13 protein-coding genes are annotated in these 23,532 nt (G+C 35.0%); all 13 read left to right on the plus strand.

What is annotated here, in order from left to right:
• The first annotated feature begins 17 nt into the window (after positions 1-17).
• On the plus strand, positions 18-536 hold the full coding sequence (locus tag VB798_RS22055; RefSeq protein WP_323689410.1) for a CHRD domain-containing protein: 519 nt from the start codon (positions 18-20) through the stop codon (positions 534-536).
• 188 nt (positions 537-724) lie between these two features.
• Positions 725-2,962: a hypothetical protein gene (locus tag VB798_RS22060; protein WP_323689411.1), complete on the plus strand. Its 2,238-nt coding sequence runs from the start codon at positions 725-727 to the stop codon at positions 2,960-2,962.
• Positions 2,963-3,197: 235 nt separating this feature from the next.
• Positions 3,198-9,965, plus strand: a complete 6,768-nt coding sequence (locus VB798_RS22065) for a cellulose binding domain-containing protein (protein ID WP_323689412.1) — start codon at positions 3,198-3,200, stop codon at positions 9,963-9,965.
• Positions 9,966-10,189: 224 nt separating this feature from the next.
• Complete coding sequence (locus tag VB798_RS22070; protein ID WP_323689413.1) at positions 10,190-13,678, plus strand: COG1470 family protein; 3,489 nt, start codon at positions 10,190-10,192, stop codon at positions 13,676-13,678.
• 46 nt (positions 13,679-13,724) lie between these two features.
• The gene (locus tag VB798_RS22075; protein WP_323689414.1) at positions 13,725-15,377 is read left to right on the plus strand and encodes a GH39 family glycosyl hydrolase; all 1,653 of its coding nucleotides are present in this window, start codon (positions 13,725-13,727) and stop codon (positions 15,375-15,377) included.
• A 342-nt stretch (positions 15,378-15,719) separates the two neighbouring features.
• Entirely contained in the window at positions 15,720-16,598 is an 879-nt protein-coding gene (locus VB798_RS22080) for a helix-turn-helix domain-containing protein (RefSeq protein WP_323689415.1), read from the plus strand.
• Positions 16,599-16,677: 79 nt separating this feature from the next.
• On the plus strand, positions 16,678-17,259 hold the full coding sequence (locus VB798_RS22085) for a YbhB/YbcL family Raf kinase inhibitor-like protein (protein WP_323689416.1): 582 nt from the start codon (positions 16,678-16,680) through the stop codon (positions 17,257-17,259).
• A gap of 10 nt (positions 17,260-17,269) precedes the next feature.
• Positions 17,270-17,809, plus strand: coding sequence for a YbhB/YbcL family Raf kinase inhibitor-like protein (locus tag VB798_RS22090; RefSeq protein ID WP_323689417.1), 540 nt, complete (start codon positions 17,270-17,272; stop codon positions 17,807-17,809).
• Positions 17,810-17,997: 188 nt separating this feature from the next.
• On the plus strand, positions 17,998-18,939 hold the full coding sequence (locus VB798_RS22095) for a helix-turn-helix domain-containing protein (protein WP_323689418.1): 942 nt from the start codon (positions 17,998-18,000) through the stop codon (positions 18,937-18,939).
• A 98-nt stretch (positions 18,940-19,037) separates the two neighbouring features.
• Positions 19,038-20,651 carry a fumarylacetoacetate hydrolase family protein gene (locus tag VB798_RS22100; protein ID WP_323689419.1) on the plus strand — a complete coding sequence of 538 codons (1,614 nt, stop codon included), beginning with the start codon at positions 19,038-19,040 and terminating at the stop codon, positions 20,649-20,651.
• A gap of 131 nt (positions 20,652-20,782) precedes the next feature.
• Positions 20,783-21,355: a YceI family protein gene (locus tag VB798_RS22105; RefSeq protein ID WP_323689420.1), complete on the plus strand. Its 573-nt coding sequence runs from the start codon at positions 20,783-20,785 to the stop codon at positions 21,353-21,355.
• 401 nt (positions 21,356-21,756) lie between these two features.
• Positions 21,757-22,362, plus strand: a complete 606-nt coding sequence (locus VB798_RS22110; protein ID WP_323689421.1) for an RNA polymerase sigma factor — start codon at positions 21,757-21,759, stop codon at positions 22,360-22,362.
• A 125-nt stretch (positions 22,363-22,487) separates the two neighbouring features.
• On the plus strand, positions 22,488-23,528 hold the full coding sequence (locus VB798_RS22115; protein WP_323689422.1) for a FecR family protein: 1,041 nt from the start codon (positions 22,488-22,490) through the stop codon (positions 23,526-23,528).
• Positions 23,529-23,532 lie beyond the last annotated feature (4 nt).

The raw sequence follows: 23,532 nt of genomic DNA on the forward strand, positions 1-23,532 counted from the left end.
ATTAATCGATTTTAAAAATGAAAAAAGGTATTTTAAAAAACATATTATATGTCTTTTTGGGCATAATCGTTCTCGGTACTTTTGGGTGTACTCAAGGCGGAGAGCTACAGTCATTATTATGGGCAGACTATAAAGTTGTGGGTGATGGCAGTGGAGACCAAATGGTGCCTTCACTTACAAACACAGCTACAGGAAAGTTTTCTGCAAATTATAATATTGAATTAAATAGCATGACATATACTTTGCGTTGGGCAAATCTTTGGGTAAATACTGGCATTAAAGATACCATCGTAAAAGCTGGTTTTTATTCACCAGCGGCAAAAGGAGAGAACGGAACAGCTGTGCGTTCGATTTATATTCCTACCACCAAATTGTTGAATCCTACAGATAGCACCACTTACGCAATTGCTGGAACAAAAGAAGCTTTTAATGAAAAAGAAGAAGCAGACCTTTTAAATGGTAAATGGTATTATGTTATTCATACCAAAAAGTTTCCAAATGGAATTGTAAGAGGGCAGCTTTCTGCTAGTAAATAATCTTACAGTGCTATAAATTAACCAATATGTGTATAGGGGCATTTATTAAATGCTCCTATCATTTTAAGGTATTTCTTGAATTTATCTCAATCAATAAAATGATTCATAATATGCAAAAGAGACTTAATTATTATTTAAATAGATGCTTGATACTAACGATTTTATTCTGGTTCTCAACCCTTTCAATCATGGCTCAAGTTACAGATAAGCTATATTTTGGTGATAATAATACTGAAAAGGTACATCAACTAAAAAGCCAAAATACCAAACTCGTTGAAGGGGGCTTACAACAATCCGCTATTGTTTTATTGCCACCCCAAACACCATCGTGGACAGGTGGTACGGTATCATTTACCTTGAAAGTGGATAAAGATAAACCTAATTACCTTACTAGTAAATTCTGGGGAAATGATATAACCCAAAACCGTTTGTACTTGGTTTGCGAAGGTAAGCAAATAGGTTCAAGACATTTAGGAGATGTTGATATGCTAGATGTTGGTAGCGATGCCCCTTTTTATAACGACCGCTTTTTTTACACTACCACACCCTTACCATTGTCTTTGACCAAAGGTAAAAGTCAGATTCAAGTAGAAATTAGGAGTAATGGCCCGATTTGGGGCTATGGACAAACTTGGGATAAATACCAAAAAGATATGGTAGAACCCACCAGAGGTATTTATGCCATTTATGCCCATACCAATCCAGACTTTGTACCTGATAAAAAGGAAAAACAAGGAACAGCACCTGCAAGCAAAAATAGAAAATCACCAAATGAAGAGGTATTAACACTTCTTAAAGAACGAGTGAACAAAGAAATTTCGGGTTTACTTAAAGCAAGCAAACCGCTTTCACAAGTACAAATGCAGTTTCTGGCTAAGGCATATCATACGCAATGGTCGCTGGCATATCATAATCCAGAAGTAGTAAAAGTTAGCTTGAAAGGCATAGACGAATTGTATAAAAAGTATTTGCAAAATCCAAAATTGGCATATTCAGACCCAGCAACATGGAATGCCGATTGGTTTGGTTTAGGTATTTGCGGGCAAATTATTTATTTATTACGCAATGAGTTAGTTTCATCTTTCAAAGAAAATGTATCTGCATTAACAATAAGCCGTAAAGAAGCTTACACGGCAATGTTAGTTGATTGCCGTGTAAGTCATCAACAAAACCGTCGTTTATATACCAATCAATCGATGATTAATGACCTTTACGGGATATATTATGCCAATAAAGGGTTACAAGTTGTTGCTCCAGAAAAGGCATCAGATGAAAATAAAGTACTCCACTATTTATATGAATCTGTAGGGCTAGAACCTTGGTTGAGTAGTGATGACCAACAGGGTAAGCCAACAAAAACAGCTGGGAATGATTATTGGCAATTAACAGCCAAAGGACTAACCAAAGAATTGGGCTATGTAGGCAATTACGGCGAAGTATTAGACTGGGTAGCCGAGATTTTAGAAGCTACAAAATCTGACTTAGTGCCTAATGGTGATGCCAAAATTAAAATACAGGCAGAAAAAATAGCTTTGGCAAGAACCTATTTCAGGTACCCAACTGTCGATAATGAGGGCAATCAAGCAATGCGTATGGAAACCATAGTTGGTTGGCGAGACAGCCATTATCCTGGCGATGTCTGTTATGCACAGCGCCCTTCATGGGATGGTGGACCTTTCCAAATAGCAACCGCTACTATGAACCCTAAATTAGTGGCTTATTCCCAAAAAATGTTGATGGAAAATCAATTTTTTGCGGTATTAGATGAACAAATGAAAAATCAAGGTTTTAGAGTAACAGCAGGGTTATTGCCAGTACCAGAGCAATATGAGAAAATTAAAGACCACCAACCACTAAGTGATGAAATGCCGTTAGGCTGGAAACAGCCTAACTTGGTGTTTTCAGATGAAGAAGATGGGGTAGTTGTGATCAAAAATAACCAAGAAATATTATATGCTTCACTGTATTGGCGTGCCAGAAGTGCTATCAATAATTTGGCTAGGGTACATTATATCACACCGAATTATAATAATATCGCTACTGTAGCAGTAGATGAAAAATTTGAGGATAGTGGCAATACCTATTCTGTACCAAATTATACCAATATGGCTTTTGGAAATGGAGGATTAAACTATCCAGATGGTTTAGTATTAGCCCATGCTGGTGAAAAACAACCAATAGCAAAAATACCAACAGGGATGAAATATAAAATTGGTGACGAAAATCCTTATGCTGGACGAGCTAATTTTTATCAATTAGAATATGGTAGTTACTTTATTGTAATGAATAATTCCAACAATAATATTGACCATGTTGCTATTCCTAAACGTTTTCAAAAAGCTGAAAATGTGGCAAATGGACAAGTAGTTAGTAGTAAAGAAGTAAGTATTAAGCCAATGTCAACATTAGTACTTTTTGCCAAATAGGCTTTAGATAAAGGTAATGTGTTGTGAAAAGTTATAGTCATTCCTTTCCAAAATTAATTTTGCTTGTAATTTATTTATTCTTCAATAAACTATTTTTTATATCTATAAATAATCATTTTTTGTATTAAACACTAAGTAATCATCATAGGATTATCGTCTAGGTAATAATCATCTAAATTTCCTTTAACAATTTTATCAATACATAACTATGAAATATTTTTACAGAGCATTTCTCATGCTCATGGTATCTTTTTGTGTCAGAATTCCCCTTCAAGCCCAGCATCTTGATGAAGTAATATTTGGGAATTCGACCAGTGAAACCGTACATGGACTTACAACTTATAATCCTGCTAAGGTTGATACTTATACTGGACAGGAAGGACAAACAGCTAAACGTTTTTTGCCAGATTTAACCAATCCTTATCAAGGGAGTTATGTAGGTATTTATGGGGGTGAAATATCATTTGTCCTCAGGGTAGATGGTACAAAGCAAAACTACTTTACAATAAAGTTTGGTGGTGACGAATACAATGGGGGGCGTATTTTGCTAAATGTAGAAGGTAAAGAGGTTGGTTTAAGAGCAGGAGGAGATGAAGAAATATTTATGGATAAAACACAAGACGGACAAGTAATCAGTCAAGGAGCTTTTTTCTTTAGAACAGTACCTTTACCTAAATCATTGACTGATGGGAAAAAAACTGTTTTAGTTCGTTTGCGCTCTACAGGACGATACTATGCTTATGGAACCCCACATATTTATGCAAGTTATCAGCGAACATTAGATGCTAATACTTGTGGGGTTTATCGTGCTTATATTCATACTAATCCTTTATTTACTTTACCATCAGAGGATTTAGTTGGTAATACGCCTAATTACAGTACATTACCTGCAACTGCTGATGACATGGCAACAATTAGGGCTGGAATTATTCAAAGGAATGAAGCCAAAATTACCTCATTGTTAGCTGGGTCTAATAGTATTGTTACAGATCCCAATAACTACTATAACACCATAGAAGTATTGGCTGAGGCTTATCATCGACCTGATAATTCAGTGGCTTACCATAACCCTTCTGTTATTACTAAAATTAGAAATGCGATTGATCAACATGTAATTAATTCCAATAATGGAACAATCCTCGCAAGCTCTTCTTGGGGCGGTGCATTTGGACGTTCTGCTTATGGGGCTTATATCGTGTACGACCAATTGACAGGGTTGGACGATGTAGTAGATTTGGGTGGTGGTTCTGGGCTTACTCGCAGAGTTCAGTGGTTAAAGATATTTAAAGCAAGCTTTGATTTTGGCGTAGTAAATCGTCGTGATGCTGTAACCAACCAAACAATGGAAGCGGCCATGTCTGTTTATGGAGCCGCTCTCGCTATGTCAAAATTAGACCCTACTACTTATGGTGCATTTCCTGCCATTACTTTTCACCATGTTTTAGAAGCATGTGGAATAGAGCAGTTTACAGGGGCAATGACTAATTTAACTAGTAGTATGCCAACGCTTGGGAATCCTGCTTCTTCAACTAAAGCTGCGGGTTTTTATTTTATGACCCCCAAAGGGACAAGTCATGAACCTGGCTGGGTTTCTCCAGATTGCTATGGGAATTTAGCCAATAAAATTATGGAGTTTTTTTATATGTCCAAAAAAGATCCTACTATTACTACTTATGGAGTAGGTAAAGGCGATATGCGTCTTTTGGATTTAGCATTAAAACATACCAAAACACAGGCTTTATTTACTTACCCTTCTATAAACAACGGTAAACGTAGTATTCTTTCAGAAGGCGTAATTTGCTGGAGAAACACCTATTTGCCAGGAGAACCTTTTTATGGTAATCCATGGGTTGCAGCTGAAACTAAAGATACTGAAGCAATAGGTTATATTAAACAAATGGCAGAAGATGGTAAATTAAGTAATTTACTTGCCGAAGACCCTAAACTGACATGGCTTCACTTTTTACCAGAGGTGTTAGATACTTTAGCTACTAAGACAAGTACTGCAAGAATGCCATCTTCACCAAACCAGCCAGACTATGTGGCCGCTGATGAAGAAAACGGAGTAATTGCCATCAAAAATGGAACTGAACAATTGTTTGTCACTTTATTTTCCAGAGCTTATGCAGTTAATAAGCTTGCAAAAGTTCATTATATTAATCCCACTACCGAGCGAAAAATAGAGCTACGCCCAGACGTAATAGAGTATTATCGAGCAGGAACAGGTTTTGCTACTCGTCCTACCTCTGCAAGTGGTTCGCAGTCAGGCGATGCCCCCGATAAGCCACAAAGTGCCTATGGCGGACAACAAGACCCTTATGTGTCTTACAACAGAACATCTGCCTACATTACAGATCGCCAACTTTTAGATTTCTATCAATTACAAATAGGTAAATACTTGGTGGGAATGAATACCACTAAAGATTTAACAAAAACGATTGTAGTTCCTGCTTCTTTGGTTGGTTTAAGTGCGTATGATATTGCTACAGGAAATACAATAACATTAACTGCTAATATGACGCTCTCACCAAGTACCTCCAAGGTGTATTATATTGGTTCTGCCAGTGATACAGGAGGTTTATTGGCAGATGATACTACCATTCCATCAGGAGTAAACAAGACAAGCCTTAATACTAAAGTTGCGGAGATGGAAGCTTTTGCAACATCATCAACTACGGTTGCTAATGTGTCAATACTCGAAAAAGTAGGCTTTTATCGCCATAATTTATTTGATATTTTTATTCAAAAATTAGCCTTGGCTAAATATGCTTCACAATATGCAAATACTAGTCAAACTCAAGTAGATGTAGCTTTGTCTGAACTGGATATTGCTTACATCAATTTAGTAGGTAATACATTTAGTTCTGTAAATCCCTATGAGCGAATTGAAGCGGAAAGTTATTCATCCCAATCGGGTATACAAACAGAAAATACTAATGATATTGATGGCGATAAAAACCTAAGCTTTGTTGGTGCAGGTGATTATACCAGATATAATCAGGTGGATTTTAAAAGTGTAGGAGCAACTAAATTTTACATTCGCTATGCTATTCCAACAACAAGTACTTCTGTTGAAATTAGAACAGGTAGTGTATCAGGGCCATTAGTAGGGAAAATAAATCTTTCTGTAACAGGAGCATGGCAAAATTGGGCTACTGATTCTTGTAAAATATCAGGATTAACAGGTATTCAAGATCTCTTTTTGGTGTACAAAGGTGCTGTTAATGTAAACTGGTTTTACTTTGATTCAACAGCAGCTAGTTATCAATCACAAGTAATTACTTTTCCTGCTTTACCGAGTACAAGCACTACTGCTGCAGATTTCGACCCAAATGCCACAACGAATTCGGGTTTATCTATTACTTATACAAGTTCAAATACAAGTGTTGCCACTATTATAAATGGCAAAATACACATTGTTGGTGCAGGGATTTCAACCATTACTGCCTCTCAAGAAGGAAACTGGACTTATAATGCTGCCAATGACGTTGTAAAAACGCTTGTTGTAACAGGCATTGCCGCTGGTGATTACGTTTCTTCGGGAACAATGAACTGGAATGGTGGAGTATGGAATATTTCCAATGGGGCTGGGGGATACAGTGGAACAGCTACTACTGCACCTACAGCTAGTATTAATGTTCATATTTTATCTGGTCATACTGTTACATTGGCTACTACGGGAGGTAATTGTAAAAACTTAACCGTTCAGTCTGGAGGTACTTTAACAGAAACAATTGCTTTAACAGTTGCGGGGTCGATGATGATGAATGGCACAATGACTAGCTCGCAAGCAGTAACAGCAAACAGTGATTTGGCAGTTGGTGGAACATGGACTATGAGCAACAATCTAAGTACAGCAAAAAATCTCTCTATTTTACCATCAGGAATTATCAAAGGTTCAACCACTGCAGGAGGAAGTGTACAATCCTTGAATATAGGAGGAACAAACACTTTTATCGTTATTGATGGACAATTAGGGGGTGCATCAACGGGAACTTCAGGCGAAAGTATTCGTATGTACACCACCGGTTCAGGAACGATTACTTTTACGGGTTCTGGTAAAGTTTTCTTGGCACGTTTTCAGCCTAACAGTTCTTCGGCACAGTCCATCATTATGGATGTTGATATGAATTTTAATAATTTCAATTCATCTCCATCAACAGGTTTTACCCTACAGAATAATTCAGCCAATTCAACAACGAAATCTTTAACAATTAATGCAGGGAAAACCTTAAAATTGACCAATGCCAATTGTGGATTTCATAATGTTTATAACGCATCTACAGCACCAACAGCACAATCTGGAGACATCGTTTATAATGTTAACGGAACGTTAGATGTATCAGCTACTTCATTTGTATTTTATTCTGTAAATAATACCTCAAGCCCCTCGCCATTACAGAATTTAATATTAAATGTAGGAAGTACTGGAACGTTGAAATTAGGAAGAAATGTACGTATGCTAAAAGCAATGCCTACACAAACTGTAGCGATTAATGTAGCAAACGGTGGAGTGATTGACGAGTCTATCTTTGCATTGAACTTAACAATAACTCCAGTATCGTCTAATGGAACTAGTTCGACGAATAGTGTTTGGTTTTCATTAGCACCTAATGCCATTTACAAGCAATTGGTTTCGGCGAATGTAACTACACCTTTCTGGATAGGTACATCCAATAGTAGTTATAATCCTGTTACAGTTACGCCAAGTACAGAAACGATTTTTACAGTAGGAGTAGAAGAAGGAAATGTTCCATCAGGTTTATTAGTGCCTTCAAAAGCATTGAATCGTACTTGGACGATTACACCAGCAATTGCGTCCCTGACAAATTTACAGTTTGCTTATAACGATGATCAAGGCAATACAGACTTTAACCCTTTTGCTGATGTTCAATTAATGAATTATAATTCAGAAAATAGTACTTGGAAAAATGTTAGTTCATTTGTTGGTCCACAATCATCTACATCAACGAACAAAATTGTCAATTTCTCGGGAATCAATAGTTTGGGTTCATTTACATTAAGTAATGATTATATTCTGTCACAAAATATCACTTTCAATTCACTTTCAGACAAAACTATCGGTGATGCAGATTTTGAGGTTGGAGCAACAACAAGTTCAGGCTTAATAGTTTCTTACAGTAGTTCAGATACTTTAGTGGCTAAAATTGTTGCTAATAAAGTCCATATTGTTGGTGTAGGAACAACAACCATTACAGCCTCACAAACTGGAAGTAATTTGTACAATCCAGCGACGGATGTTAGCCAATCTTTAACCGTATCGAAACTTTCACAAAGTATTACTTTCAATGCTTTAGCAAATAAAACTATTTTCGATGCAGATTTTGATGCTGGAGCAACGGCAAGCTCAGGCTTAACAGTTACTTATAGTAGTTCAGATACTTCAGTCGCTAAAATTGTTGCCAATAAAATCCATATCGTTGGTGCAGGAACGACGACGATTATAGCCTCACAAACTGGAGGTAATTTGTACAATCCAGCGACGGATGTTAGCCAATCTTTAACCGTATCGAAACTTTCACAAAGTATTACTTTCAATGCTTTAGCAAATAAAACTATTTTCGATGCAGATTTTGATGCTGGAGCATTAGCAAGCTCAGGCTTAACTGTTAGTTATAGTAGTTCAGATACTTCAGTCGCTAAAATTGTTGCCAATAAAATCCATATCATTGGTGCAGGAACAACAACGATTACAGCCTCACAAACTGGAAGTAATTTGTACAATCCAGCGACGGATGTTAGCCAATCTTTAATGGTCATTTCTGTATTGAAAGTGAAGTATCAAGATAGTGATAATAACCTTAGCAATAATCAGATTAAACCTAATCTAACGATTATCAACGAAGGCTCAGTTGCTGTGCCTTATAGTGAACTGACTGTTAGGTATTGGTTTACGGCTGAAAACTTCAAAGAAATTAATACTTGGATAGACTACGCTCAGTTAGGAAACAGCAAAGTAAAAATGAAATATGTAGCCTTACCAAATCCACGGACAGGAGCTTTTGGTTACATAGAATACGGTTTTGAAACATCAGCGGGTAATTTATCAGCCAATTCAAATTCTGGGGTAATTCAATCTCGTTTTGCCAATACGGACTGGTCTAATTTATCAGAAGGGGATGATTACTCACACATCAATGCAAGTGCATACACTTTCAATGACCACATTACTTTGTATCGTAACGGGTTATTAATTTATGGTTCAGAGCCAGCTGTAGTTCCAACTGACTTGAAAATTAAAGTCTATACCCAAAGTAAATCGTCAGCCAATACAAACACTATCAGTACTTATCTGAAAATTAATAATGAAGGAAATATTCCTGTAAATTATAGCGATTTAAAAGTACGTTACTGGTTTACTAAGGAAGGGACAGTAGCTTTGAATTATTACTTGGATTACGCTCTTTTGGGAAATTCAAATATTCAAGGACAATTCACGAGCCTTAGTCCTGTGAAAGAAGGAGCTGATAATTATCTGGAAATATCAGTAAAACCAAGTGTTGGTATTTTGTATCCATCAAGTAGTACTGGGAATATTCAATATCGCATTGCTAAAACAGACTGGAGTAATTTTAATCAATTAAATGATTATTCTTATCTGAGTAATATTGAAATGGTTTTGAATGAAAAAGTATCTGTCTATTATCAAGGGCAATTAATTGCTGGAACCGAACCAGCTGTAATTTCAAATGCTAGGATTTCGGTAGCGGCTGAAGAACCGTCTTCTGTCTTAGAAGCCACGATGTTAGGAAATCCGATTACTGGAGACAGAGGGACAGTTGAAATTAAGGGTACTCAGGGTTTAACAACAACTATCTCACTGACCAATATCAGTGGCGTTGAAGTATTAAGCCATACGTTAGAACAGCCTAATGATGACGAGCGATTTACTTTCCTAACTAATAAGTTTACTGCTGGGGTTTATTTATTAAAAGTTGTTTCTGGAAATAGACATTTTATCGTAAAAGTAATTATACAATAACTAAAAGATTTACTGAAAGGAAAGGTTAAAGTATCCTCTACGTTTGGTAAAATCATGCAATTCTTTTTCAGAGGTTACAGAAGTCATTTGGCTTTTATAACTTTTGAAAAAGAATTATGTGTTTAAAAAATCACTTAAAATGATTTGACGGAACTCCAAATCAACAAATATATGAGAGTCTTTTTTAAATAATTTTCATCACTCAAATTCACAAGGAAAACCTAATGAATCATAAAAAACATTTTTCAAAAATTGCATTTCTTTTACTTTTGTCAATTCAGTTGTTTGCTCAAAATGGATTATATCCAAAGAATCCTGCTTGGCTAAATCTTCCTCTTAATAATTGGCAAGGTGTTTCACAAACTGATGAAATACTAAATTTTTCAACATCAGGTAAAGCTATTTTTACCGTTCCAGAAGGCACGAAAGGTTGGTATCAAAGAGGTTTGATGCAAGAGCATGACGGTGTAATTGACGCTAGATACTGGCATGGACTTCAAATCGACATTTATGTAGAAAAAGAATCTTTGTTCGAAACACAAATCACTATTCATATTCCCAAACAAGATAACCGACATAACTTACCAGACTCTACTACCGCAAACCTGAAAGTGCAAGGGAAAGGATGGCATACTTTAACCGTTCCTTTTTCGGCTTTTAATTATAACCGAGGACAAGCGTTTTTTTTGAAATATGTTAAAAAAATAACCTTTAAAGGTCAGTATATTCAAGAAAAGTCAGACGCAAAAATTCGTTTTCGAAATGTTAAATTAATAAAAGGCAATCCACTTTATTTTGATGCCACCGTCGTTTCAAAAGCGGGTACAGCTGATAGTGCCGTTCATTACACTGCATTAATTGGAAATAGTTCTGACAAAACACAAATCGTAAACCTTTCCTTTATAAAAAAAGGTTGGGAGGGCATGTCGGCTAGGGTTGAACCTTCTTTTATCACATTACAAGCAGGCGAAGAAAAACGAGTCGATGTTTATGTAAATATTCCAGAAATAGCACCACAAGGTTCACAAGAAACACAAACTTTAGTGGCGGCTACTAGCAATGGAATTACTAGCAGTATTGATTTTATCACGGTTAAAAAGCTAGAAGGCTCATTCTTGGTGCATCAAGAAGCGGGTTGGAAAGAAGTAATTGAAAAAACACAAAAATACGAATGGGCAAAAAAAGAAGCCACTGAATACATTCGTAAAGCAGATGAATTTCAAGTACCAGAAACGCCTGTTGGAAATATCAAAGGAGAAGGGTCAATGGCTGTATATCAGTCTTATTTGGAACAACGTTTCTGGCCAGTTGCCATTGCGTATAAGCTTACAGGTGAGAAAAAGTATGCCAAAAAATTAGCCTTGTTATTACGTAGGCTTTCGGCACCAACAGCCTATCCGACAACTCTTCATGCCAATAGTCAAGGCATTCCACAAGAAGGTGGTTTTTGGGAAGGCATAGCTCGAAGTTATGATTTAATCAAAGATTCAGGTGTATTGTCATCAGCAGATAAACATTTGATAGAAAATAGCTTACGATTATTTATCTATACCATAGAAGAAAGTATGGGAGATGGCGGTATTTCTAACTGGAGTGTTTTTAACCTTTGTCCAGCAGCACAATGTGCTTTGGTACTACAAGATTTTTATCATTTTAATTACTTGATGAACAATACAGGTGGCATAAAAGACCATGTAAGATATGGGACGATGGACGACGGCTGGTGGTACGAAGTTTCATTAAGTTATAATGTAGGTTGTGTTGAAAACATGACTGCTTTAGCTTTGGCAGCAAAACCTTTTGGGATAGATTTTCTAAATGAAAAAATACCTGTGGCTTTAACCCAAAATGTAGGGTTGAGACCATTTGAATATGAAAATTTTCAAGGAATGGCTTTTGGAAAATTTGGCCCTATTAAAAGAAATTATGTGACATTGAAAGATATGTGGGATGCCATCACCATTTATCCTGACTATCGTGGAATTATGTTTGGGATGGGCGATGGACATGAACAAAAAGTTGGTAGCGGACCTTTTGAAATAGCCTATTTTGCCTTTAGAGACATTAATTATGCTGCTGTTATAAAGCAAAGTGAACATCGTGATTTACTATATGGTATTCCAGACTTACCTGCAAATACACCAAAACTTTATACTTTATCTACCCATTCAGACAATGCTGGCGTGTCCGTTTTGCGTTCGCAAAAAGAGGGAAGAGAACAAAAAGAGCAAATCCAAGTAGCGATGAAATATGGAACACATGGAAGTTATCACGGTCATTTTGACCGAGCTAGTTTACTTTCATTAATGCGATATGGGCGTAGCTTTTGGAATCCTGAAACAAGTTGGTTTGGTTATGGATCATATATGTATAAATGGTGGGTACAACCTTCGATGGCACATAATATGGTTGTAGTTGATGGTAAAATGCAAGAGCCACAAGAAACGAACCCACTGCTTTTTCATACTGGAAAAATGATGCAAGCAATGGCTGTTGAAACAAATGCAAGATGGAGTAACCCACCTTATTTTGGGGGCTATGCCCAAATTGATAAAGTAAAAGCGGGTGATGCCCCTTTTGTTACAGTTCCTAAGCAACATCCTAATGTAGCAGAAGTTACAGCGTACAGCGAAGCCATTTTACAAAGAAGGCTTATGATTGTAACAGACGATTATGTTGTTTTGGCAGATTACTTGAAAGCTGATAAACCACATACTTTTGATAATTTATTACACCTTCGTGGAGCAAAAGCGGATGCTAGTTTAACCTTTATTAACCAAGAGCCTCAATTTGATAACAATCCATTAAGTAGCGGACAGTTTATCACGAATGTAAATAATTATGCAGTAAATGGGATTGGTAAAGTCCGTTCAACCCTAAAAGTTGAGTCAGGACAGAGCTGGGAAAGTGGTGGCTTTAATGGCTATCAAGAATCAGGTATACTAAATATAGATGCCTATTGTCTTTGGCCACAAAAATCTACTTTACGCCTTGGTCATTATGCTGAGGCCTATAACATTAATAAAAAAATTGCTTATCAAGTAGTTGCCGATAATAAAGTATTAGCAATGGATACTTTGGGAACATGGATTTTGGGTCGTGGAGAGATAGATGTTTCAGTAAAAAACACAAAGATTTTACAATTAAAAATCAAAAAACTCAAGACAGCAAAACAAAATACTTTGTTTTGGGCTGGGGCTAAAATAATCAATAGCAAAGGGAAAGAAATCCCTTTATCACAATTAAAAGTAACAACGACTAATGTCATTCCAACTATTTCTCCCAGTCAAGATTATAAAGGTGGAAACATAACTATTGCTGGGAAACTATTCTCAGAAGCTTTGGCAGCAGAACCTGAAAATGTTAACGAAGAAAGTATCATCAGTATAGATTTAACAGGATTAAATGCCATCAGATTTGTTGCAAGTATTGGTGGTGATAGTCCCGTTGGAGAAGATGACCAAGTAAGAAAGACTGTTAGTTTCAGAACTCAAGGGAAAGAAATTAGTTATTTAACGCTACTAGAGCCTTATGAAAAGGAATCTGTGCTTAAAAAAATAGAAGCATTAAATGGAAACCATTTTAAAGTAACATTAAAAGATGGTAGAGAGCAAGAAATTATGATTGAAAATTTATTTGAAAATGGGAAAGTAAATGTAAAAATTGTTGAAATGGAAAAAGGAAAAATTTTGAGGACAGAAGCAACAAAATAATATCAGATTATCAATAAAGTATATTAAAAAATATAAATCAAGACCAATGGAGAGAAGACTTTTTATCAAAAATAGCTTGTTGACAGCAACTGGAACCCTATTGGTTCCTCCAATTTTAAAAGCTGGGAATTTTGTTCCAAATTTAAGTGTACAAGTAGATATAAAAACAAAAGGAAAAAAATATACTAAATTCTGGAGTAAATGTGTAGGTGCAGGACGTGCCAATGAAGGTTTGAGAGCTGGTTGGTTAGAGCAATTAGCATTAGCAAAAAAACATTGTGGGTTTGATTTTTGCCGTTTTCATGGGCTTTTTCATGAAGATATGTGTGTTTATAAAGAAGTAAATGGTAAAGCTTTTTACAACTGGCAATATATCGACGACTTGTTTGATAGAATGCTGGAGATTGGCGTAAAACCTTTTGTTGAATTGGGTTTTATGCCAAAAGATATGGCTAGTACAGAAGCTAAACAGTTTTGGTGGAAAGGGTATGTTTCTCCTCCTAAAGATCAAGCTAAATGGGCAGCATTAGTAAGTGAATTTACAAAACATTGTATCAGTCGCTATGGCTTATCTGAAGTAAAAACATGGTATTTTGAAGTTTGGAATGAGCCTGATTTAAAAGGTTTTTGGGATGGTACAAAGTCACAATATTTTGAATTATATAAAACCTCCGTAAATGCTATTAAAGCTATAGATAATGATTTGAAAGTAGGAGGACCTTCGACTAGCAATTTTGTTCCTGATGAACGTTTCGATGGTGAAGTAGAAGACAAAACCAAACACAAAACCCTTACCGTAAACGATATTAATACACTAGAGTGGCGTGGCGTATGGATTAAAGATTTTTTAAATTATTGCCAGAAGGAAAACCTACCTATTGATTTTATCTCAACACATCCTTATCCAACCGACTGGGCCTTAGACCCAATGACTGGTAAAGGAGGTGGAAGAGTTAGACAGGTAAATGCCACCAAAGAAGATTTAGAATGGTTGCAGAGAACAATTAAAGCAAGTGCTTATCCAAATGCTGAATTGCACTGTACAGAATGGAGTAGCAGTCCATCATCAAGAGATACTACCCATGATAGTTTGCAAGCAGGAGCATATATTGTAAAAGCAAATTTAGATGGTATTGGACTAACCGATTCCTTATCTTATTGGACATTTACGGACATTTTTGAAGAAAAAGGAGCAGGGGAAACAATCTGGCATGGAGGTTTTGGCATGATTAATTATCAAGGAATTGTAAAGCCGACTTTTCATGCGTATCGTATGCTTAATCAATTAGGTGACGAAATTTTACATAAAGAAGAAGGTCTAATTGTTACTCGTCATAGTAAATCAGGGAAAATTACTTCGTTAATATATCATTACCCTGCAGAGCGTAAAGATGTTGTAGATGGTGATGTAGAAAAAGTTTTGAATACAGGAACTCCAAGATATTTATCCTTAACTATTAATGGACTTAAACCTTCGTCAGTATTTATTCTTGAAACACTTGACCGCAATCATGGTTTCGCTTTCAAAAAATGGGAAGAAATGGGTAAACCAGAGCCCCCAACACGAGAACAAACAACAATATTGAAAAATGCAGCCTTTGCTACTAAAAAAGAGAAAATAAAAGTGAATACCAAAAGTTTATTAATCTTAAAAAGAACCTTGCAACCATGGGATTGTTTGCTATTGCATGAAGCGTAGAATTAATATAATAATTGGAGCTGATTGTTGTTTCAGTTCCAATTATTTACAATATTACTATTTGTAGGTGGAATTACTTTCGAATTAGGCTTTAAAATTCACAATCATTTAGTAGGTTATTCAAGATAAAAACCAACGTTTCACCCATTAAAATTTAGGCAGTCTTTTAATTAACAAAGCAATATTCAAAAAAGCAAAAAACGATTACTAATCAGTAAGTGAATTGTTGTTTTTCAAGAAACCTTTGTTCTATATTTGTATTGACAGAATTATAAATTCCATATTTTCAAGCTTCCAACTATTCACAACTAAAATTGAAATTTTAGGATAGAAATAATTGAAATGACAGATATAATTACTTTACCACAAATCATAATAAAAGAGGTAGAAAAAGTGCCCAATAACTCATTTTTTATATATAAGCATTCGTCCGATAGGAAAGCACTGAAAAATAAAATTTTGTTACAGCATAATCTTATCAGTTTTTTACAAACAGGGAAGAAAGTTTTGAGCTATGCTCATAAAACAACAATTATTAACAACGAACAAATAGCGATTCTTTCATCAGGCAATTGCTTAATGACAGAAAAGTTATCAATGGAAAATGACTATTGTAGTATCTTATTCTTTTTTGATGATGTTGCACTGACTAATTTTTTTGTTAAATATACATCATTAATTGAGCGTTTTAAAACTGCAACAGACAAACTTAAAAATCCTTTTATAGTTTTAGAGAAAGACGATTTTATTAAAAACTATATCATATCATTGAGTTTTATAATACAAAGAAACGGTTTCGCTTCACAGGAAAAATTATTGCTAAAATTTGAAGAATTTATGCTGTATCTTCTTGAAAATTATCCCTACTATATATTGAACTTTCAAGCGTTAAAACAAACCGGAACAGCTGATTTTGAAATAAAAAATGCTGTAGAGAAAAACATCGTTAATAACGTTACATTAGAAGAATTAGCTTTTTTGTGCAATATCAGTATTTCAACCTTTAAAAGACGATTTATCAAATTATACAACACCTCGCCAAGTCAATATTTTTTACAACGAAAAATGGAAATTGCGGCATCTATGCTTTTATGTAAGGAAAATCCCAGTGACGTATCTTATAAAGTTGGCTATGAGAACCCTTCAAGTTTTTCACAATCCTTCAAGCAAGTTTATGGAATTAGTCCAAAACAATATCAAAAACGACATTTGGTTCATTAACCATAGAATTTGAACGATTAGCAACATTTTCTCTTTTTCCTACATTTTACCTTTGTATCTAATTAAAAAAAGAAGGTATATGTACAAACTGAAGTTTAGAATTTTGCATACTGCTATTATTGCAGGAATTATTTTGAGTATTACAGCTTGCTCAAAGGATAACAATATTGATGCTATATTTATATTAAAAAGTACAGAGTTTACAACTACTTTTATGACCAATGCACAATATGCAAATGGTTTTGGGGGTTGTACTGGAGAAAACAAATCACCTCAATTAAGTTGGGAAAATGCACCTAATGGCACTAAAAGTTTTGCAGTAACAATTTTTGATAAAGATGCTAATTCAGGAGCAGGCTTTAATCACTGGCTTTTAGTTGATATTCCTACAAATACAACTACTTTATTGCAAGACGCTGGAAATTTTTCTGGTGCAAATATCCCCCAAGGTGCTTTACAAACACAAACAGATGCTCAGGTTGCAGGCTATGTAGGAGTTTGTCCACCAGTTGGAGAAACACACAATTATGAAATTACGGTTTACGCTCTAAGCTCTAATACTTTAGGATTATCAAGTGCTTCAACTCCCTCAATTGTAAAAGCTACTATTGGGTCAAAAACCTTAGCGTCTGCTAAAATCACAGTAAAAGCAACACATTAATATTTTAAAAATGAAACATTTAGTAATAACTTTAATCATAACCGTTTTTATGACAAATATTTCAGAGTCACAGACATTTACTTTAAGAAGTAATGATTTGGGTGGACAAATAACCAACAGGCAATTAGGTAATGCTATGGGCTGTAAAGGTGATAATATTTCACCAGAATTGCATTGGGAAAATGCACCAAAAGAAACCCAAGCATTTGCAATTTCAGTGTATGATATGGATGCACCAACCGGAAGTGGATTTTGGCATTGGATGGTTTATAATATTCCAGCAAGTATAACTCTACTCAAATCAGATGCCGGCAACTTTTCTGGTCAAGATTTACCACAAGGAGCAGCTAATGGAAACAATGATGCAGGAGCACCTGGTTATGTTGGGCCATGTCCACCTGTAGGAGAGGTACATCGCTATATTATTACCGTATTTGCACTTAAAGCACCAATACAATTAGAGAAAAATGCCAGTCCAGCTTTAACGGGAATGGTCATTAATATGAATACCATTGCAAAAGCTTCGTTACTTGTTTATGGACAACAATAGAAACTTTTTTCCTCAATCTCTGTAAGTTGTTTTGACTTGCAGAGATTTTTGCGTTTATAAAATCGTGAATGGAAAAACATTTCGCTAATATTACACATATATTGGACTTAGAACTTTGAATTGTATTGTTTCTATTCGTTCTATTATTGGTAAATCTTAATAAGTCTTCAATTGGGAATTTAATTTTAATGAAAAATCTTCAAGGGCATATCCCTTTTTTAAAATCAATTACTGATTTTTTTGATGTATATGGTATAGGGAAACCTTTTCATCCCGAAATCATGTGTATGAAACTCGAAGACCAACCAGATGAAAGGCTTTTTTATATGCCACTTTATAGAGCTAATTTTTATCGAGTGATTCATTTTTCAGACTCAGAGATTCAGTCATTTACCAATGGGAAAAAACAAGAAATAACCAAAAATTGTCTAGTTTTTAGTTGTCCAAGTAAGTTAGAATCATGGGAGAGAAAAGGAAAACTCTATGGAAATGTCGTTTATTTTTCAGCCAAATTTGCTGATATAGATGTAACTAATCGTCTTTATGCTGAAAAATATCCTTTTTTTAGCAATGAGTCCGAACATATTCTTCCTATTACTGAAAGCGAATCTTTGGTTTTGAAAAAACTATCTGATGAAATGATAGAGGAAATATATTCAGATAAAGAAGATAAACTTGAACTTATCAAATTATTATTAGACATTTATCTACATAAAATAAGGAGAATTTATAACCAAAGAATTGAAAAATATTCCCCGCAGATTAAAATTGATAAAAGCCTTTTTCAATGTTTTAAAAAAGAAATAGATAACTATTTTCTACAATTAGCCGAAGGGAAAAAAGATTCAATACCATCTGTTAGTTATTTTGCTACTTTATTAAATATCAATCCCAATAATCTTAATACATCAATTAAAAACCAAACTGGCAAAACTGCTTCATCATTTATTCAAGACAAAATGATTTTAGAAGCAAAATCTTATCTGATTCACACGAACCTTAACATTGCCCAGATAGCCTTAAAACTAGGCTTTGAAAATACTCCTTATTTCAATCGTTTTTTTAAAAACCACACAACCTTTACTCCGCTTGAGTATCGGAATCAATTAACAAATAGCAGTGTATTGTAATTTGTATTATTATTTATAGAAATAGTATAATAATTAATTGCTGGAATACTGATTGCTTTGTCATAGCAAATATTAGTCTCAATTAATCCATGCTATTAATGAAAAAACTGCTATTCATCTCTATGATTTTGATGGGAGCCAATGTCCTTCTTGTTGCTCAATCGCTTGAACATACCCAAATAAAACTTTTTCGTTTTGGAAATTTTGAAAATGAAAAACCTGCTGTAGAATATCCTGCTGGAAATCGACTTGATGTTTCTGATTTTGGGGAAGATTTCAATGAAAAATTCTTTGCAACAAATGGCGTTAAAAGACTTCAACAATGGTTGACAAAAAATGCTGCAAAATGTAAAAAAGTGGGTACTAATGTTAGAATGGGTTCTCCAGTAGCTCGTCCCTCAAAAATTATTGCAATTGGATTAAACTATATAGAACACGTAAAAGAGGGACCAGGACAAGGTGTTTCTATTCCGATCCCAAGAGAGCCAGTAATTTTTTTGAAGTCTTCTTCCGCACTTTCAGGCCCATACGACGACGTATTAATCCCTAAAAATTCACAAAGTACAGATTATGAGTTAGAGTTAGCTGTGGTGATAGGTAAAAAAGCAAGCTATGTTACCGTGCAAGAAGCAATGTCCTATGTAGCGGGTTATTCCATTATAAACGATGTAAGTGAAAGAGAATGGCAATTGAAAAAAGATGGGGGGCAGTGGGATAAAGGTAAAAGTTCTGATACTTTTGCTCCAGTGGGACCGTATTTAGTATTATCTGATAACATTGATAATTCTGAAAATTTGAAAATGTGGCTAAAAGTAAATGGCAAAATTGCCCAGCAAGCCAACACAAAAGACCTCATTTTTAAATTGGCCAATCTTATAAGTTACATCAGCCAACACATGACGCTTCTACCAGGCGATATTATAGCTACAGGTACACCATCTGGAGTTGGTCTTGGTCAAAAACCACCAAAATATCTCAAAGTTGGTGACGAAGTAGAATTATACATTGAAAGTATTGGAACACAAAAACAAACTATTGGTTCCTATGTTAAAAATTACCTTTCTGAAACTGATTATGAAGAATATAAACAATGGGTAGCATTGGGCTTAGGTGGTTTGCCACATACAGTGGAAGGTTTTAAATCGGTGCAAAACATGAACAAAGCTTTGAAGTCTGGTACTGATTGGAAAAGAATAGAACCTTATATTGGGGAAAAAGGGGATATTAAAAGCCTTCAAAATTTACCCAAACGAATAGGGACTAAACCAACTATAGCACCCTTTGCTGTGCCACATAGACAAACCGACCAACACAATACTGAAGCTATTAGGAAAATACAGTCAGATGTGTTTGATGTTTCCGTTGCCAATTCAGACGGGAAGTTAATTTTCAAAAACAGTTATTTAGAAATTCATAACCCTGGCATCTTTTTGAAAGATTCAGCTTCGGGAAATCAATCAATAGTACCTGTTTCTCATGCTGAAATTGGACATATCCATCATTTTGATGGCTCTATGCACATAATTTTAAGTCCGAGTGACACCAAAGAAGTAATTCAAAAAGGTTGGGGAGAATTGCATGGTTTGGCATCTGCAGGGACGAGAGCTGCCAAAACCTACATGATGATTTATTCGCCCCGAGATGAAAAAGAGGTAGCCATCACAAAACAAATTTTAGATGCAGCCATTAAATATTCAAGTTTTGTTCCTTAAAAATAAAGTAAAGCTAATTATTTAGACAATTATTACATGATTTACTTTTATTATTAATTAGGAGAGTATCATTCAATGATTCTGTAATCTATCAAGTTCAATAAATAATTCATCCTAAAACATTTTCAACCATGAAAAAAGTAACCTTGTTATTTTCTTTAATTTTGGCATCAATAGCCTCATTTGGTCAGTGGACAATCGACAAAGGACATTCGAAATTTACTTTTATCGCCGAGCATCACGGAATATCGGAAGTAGATGGGTATTTCAAAAAATTTGATGGTAAAATAACCGCATCAAAGGACGATTTGTCAGATGCTGTTTTTGAAATTACGATTGAATCTCCAAGTATCAACACTGATTTGGAAATGCGTGATAATCACCTGAAAAGTGAGGATATGTTTAATGTAGAAAAATTTTCTACCATTTCATTCAAAAGTACTTCTTTAACAAAAATTGGGGGTAACAAATACAAAATGCTTGGAGATATGACGATCAAAGGAATTACCAAACCCATCAGTTTAGACGTAACAATGAATGGCCCAGCTGCACATCCAAACCCCAACAATAAAAAACTGCAATTAGGTGTAAAGGCAACGACAACGATTAAAAGAAGTGATTTTGGAATAGGAGGGAAGTTAGCAACGATAATGGTTAGTGATGAAATCTCAATTCGTGCTACTGGGGAATTTCAGAAAAACTAAATACTAGGATAAAAAGACGATTACTTCTTTAAAAGAATAGACAGGTTCTTCGGGACGTTAGTCTATTCTTTTTTGATTATAGCAATATTAATATTCTAAGCCAAAGGGGAAAAGTTAGGCTTAAATATCATTGGAAATACTTTTCATCAAAACCGCAGAAACGTTTTGTGCAAACCCCTATCGAAAAAGCCCATGGAGCAACGAGAAATTGAGAGTGATAAGTCAAGGGATTTTGTTAATGATACCCCAAAACGCTTTAGAAATAACCTCATTATTCCTGAAATCCTATCAAATTTTGTCATTTCTACGAAAATAGGTGTAATTTTCGATTCTTTTTTAAGAAAAAGCTGTCGTTTCATCATATATTGGTGACTATTTTGATGTTTTTATTTACCTAACCAATGGAATCCTTCAACGATTATAGCTTATGGAATGCACTCAAACAAGGAGATAAAGATGCTCTTTCAACACTGTATTTTCATTTTTATAATCATTTGTATGAATATGGTTATCGTTTGTGTCAGGATGAGCATCTGGTAAAAGATAAAATACAAGACCTTTTTGTAAAACTCTGGGTGAAAAGAGATACTTTGGCACAAGAAGTAAATGTGCAGAGCTATCTGTTAGGTTCATTGAGAAATTCGCTGAATGAACAATATAGAACAGAAACCAATCGTGGTAAAATCATTCAATTGTATAAAAATACGCTTGAAAATGAGTTTTCGCTAGAATTTGAACTCATCAAACTAGAGCAAGAAACCATTAATGTGAATAAACTTCACGAGGCCCTTTCTTTGCTTACTCCTAAACAAAGAGAGGTAATTTATTTACGTTACTTTGAAGAAGTAAGTTATGAGGAAATTGCCAAGGTAATGGATATTCAGACGAAAGCCGTTTATAAATTGTCAGCTCGTGCTTTAGAACGTCTCAAAGAAATCATGAATGTTTCAGATCAAGACCTTTTAATGACCTTGATTTTATTGCAAATTTCCTCCCTAAAACGTTAATCCAGCCTTTATTTTCTACAAATTAAAAAAATGTTAATTTTTTTTAACATTCCATGGGGTAAAGTATCAAATCCAATCATCTTGTAATAAATCAGGAATTATTCTCGAGGTAATTCAGGTTCAGCATGAAAATCGAATACACTAGCTTTAGTAAGCAAGAATTTTTGGAAGACGATTACTTTATTCAAAGCGTAAAGTATCCCAAAGAAAGTAATAGTAAGTTTTGGAACAATTGGTTGGCACAGAATCCGTCCAATAAGCTAAACTATGAGCAGGCAAAAGCAGAATTAACTTATATCCTTAAAGCAGCTAAAAGGATTGAGATAAAAGAGCATGATGCCACCATCCTCTGGGAACGTATCAACGAAGCGATACCTTTACAAGAAAAAGTATATAAAAACGAAAAGAGTATCATTCGTTGGGTAGCAGCTGCTTCTGTGTTCTTGGTGTTGTTTGGGGCAGGTTATTTCGGGCAATTGTTTTATTATAAACAGCAAATTGAAATAGCGACACCTTATGCCAAAACGAGAACAATTATTTTGCCTGATTCATCAAAAGTTACCTTGAATATCAATTCAACAATAAAGTATTCAGCCCATTGGCGTAAAAACCAAGTACGTGAAGTTTGGATAAATGGGGAAGCTTATTTTGAAGTAAAACATTTGAACAAAAAACCAACAGAGATTCTTGATTCAGAACGCTTTGTAGTACATACGCCTAGTTTAGCGGTACAAGTATTAGGAACAGCCTTTAATGTAAAAGAACGTAAAAACAAAAGTAATGTCCTCTTGATTTCGGGAAGTGTTGCTGTTAAAATGAATACCCGAAAAGATTGGTATCGCCTGAAACCTGGCGAACAATTTAGTGTTAAAAATGGTAATCAAACGATTGAAAGAAGTGTAATCGACCCCGCCGCCGCCACAGCATGGAGAGAACGCTCAATTATTTTGAATGCCAATACTACACTTCGTGATTTGATTCCACAATTGGAAGAAAATTATGGAGTTAGGATTCAAGTAGAATCCCCAGCGTTAAATAATAAGCATTTGGAAGGGGTGATACCGCTTTCAGACCGAGAAAATTTATTCTTTATTTTAACCAATGTACTAAAAATTGATATTCAAGTACGGGATAGTACTTGGGTTATCAGTAAGCCAAAACCGTAATTTT

The organism is Arcicella lustrica, from assembly GCF_034930985.1.
Taxonomy (GTDB): domain Bacteria; phylum Bacteroidota; class Bacteroidia; order Cytophagales; family Spirosomataceae; genus Arcicella; species Arcicella lustrica.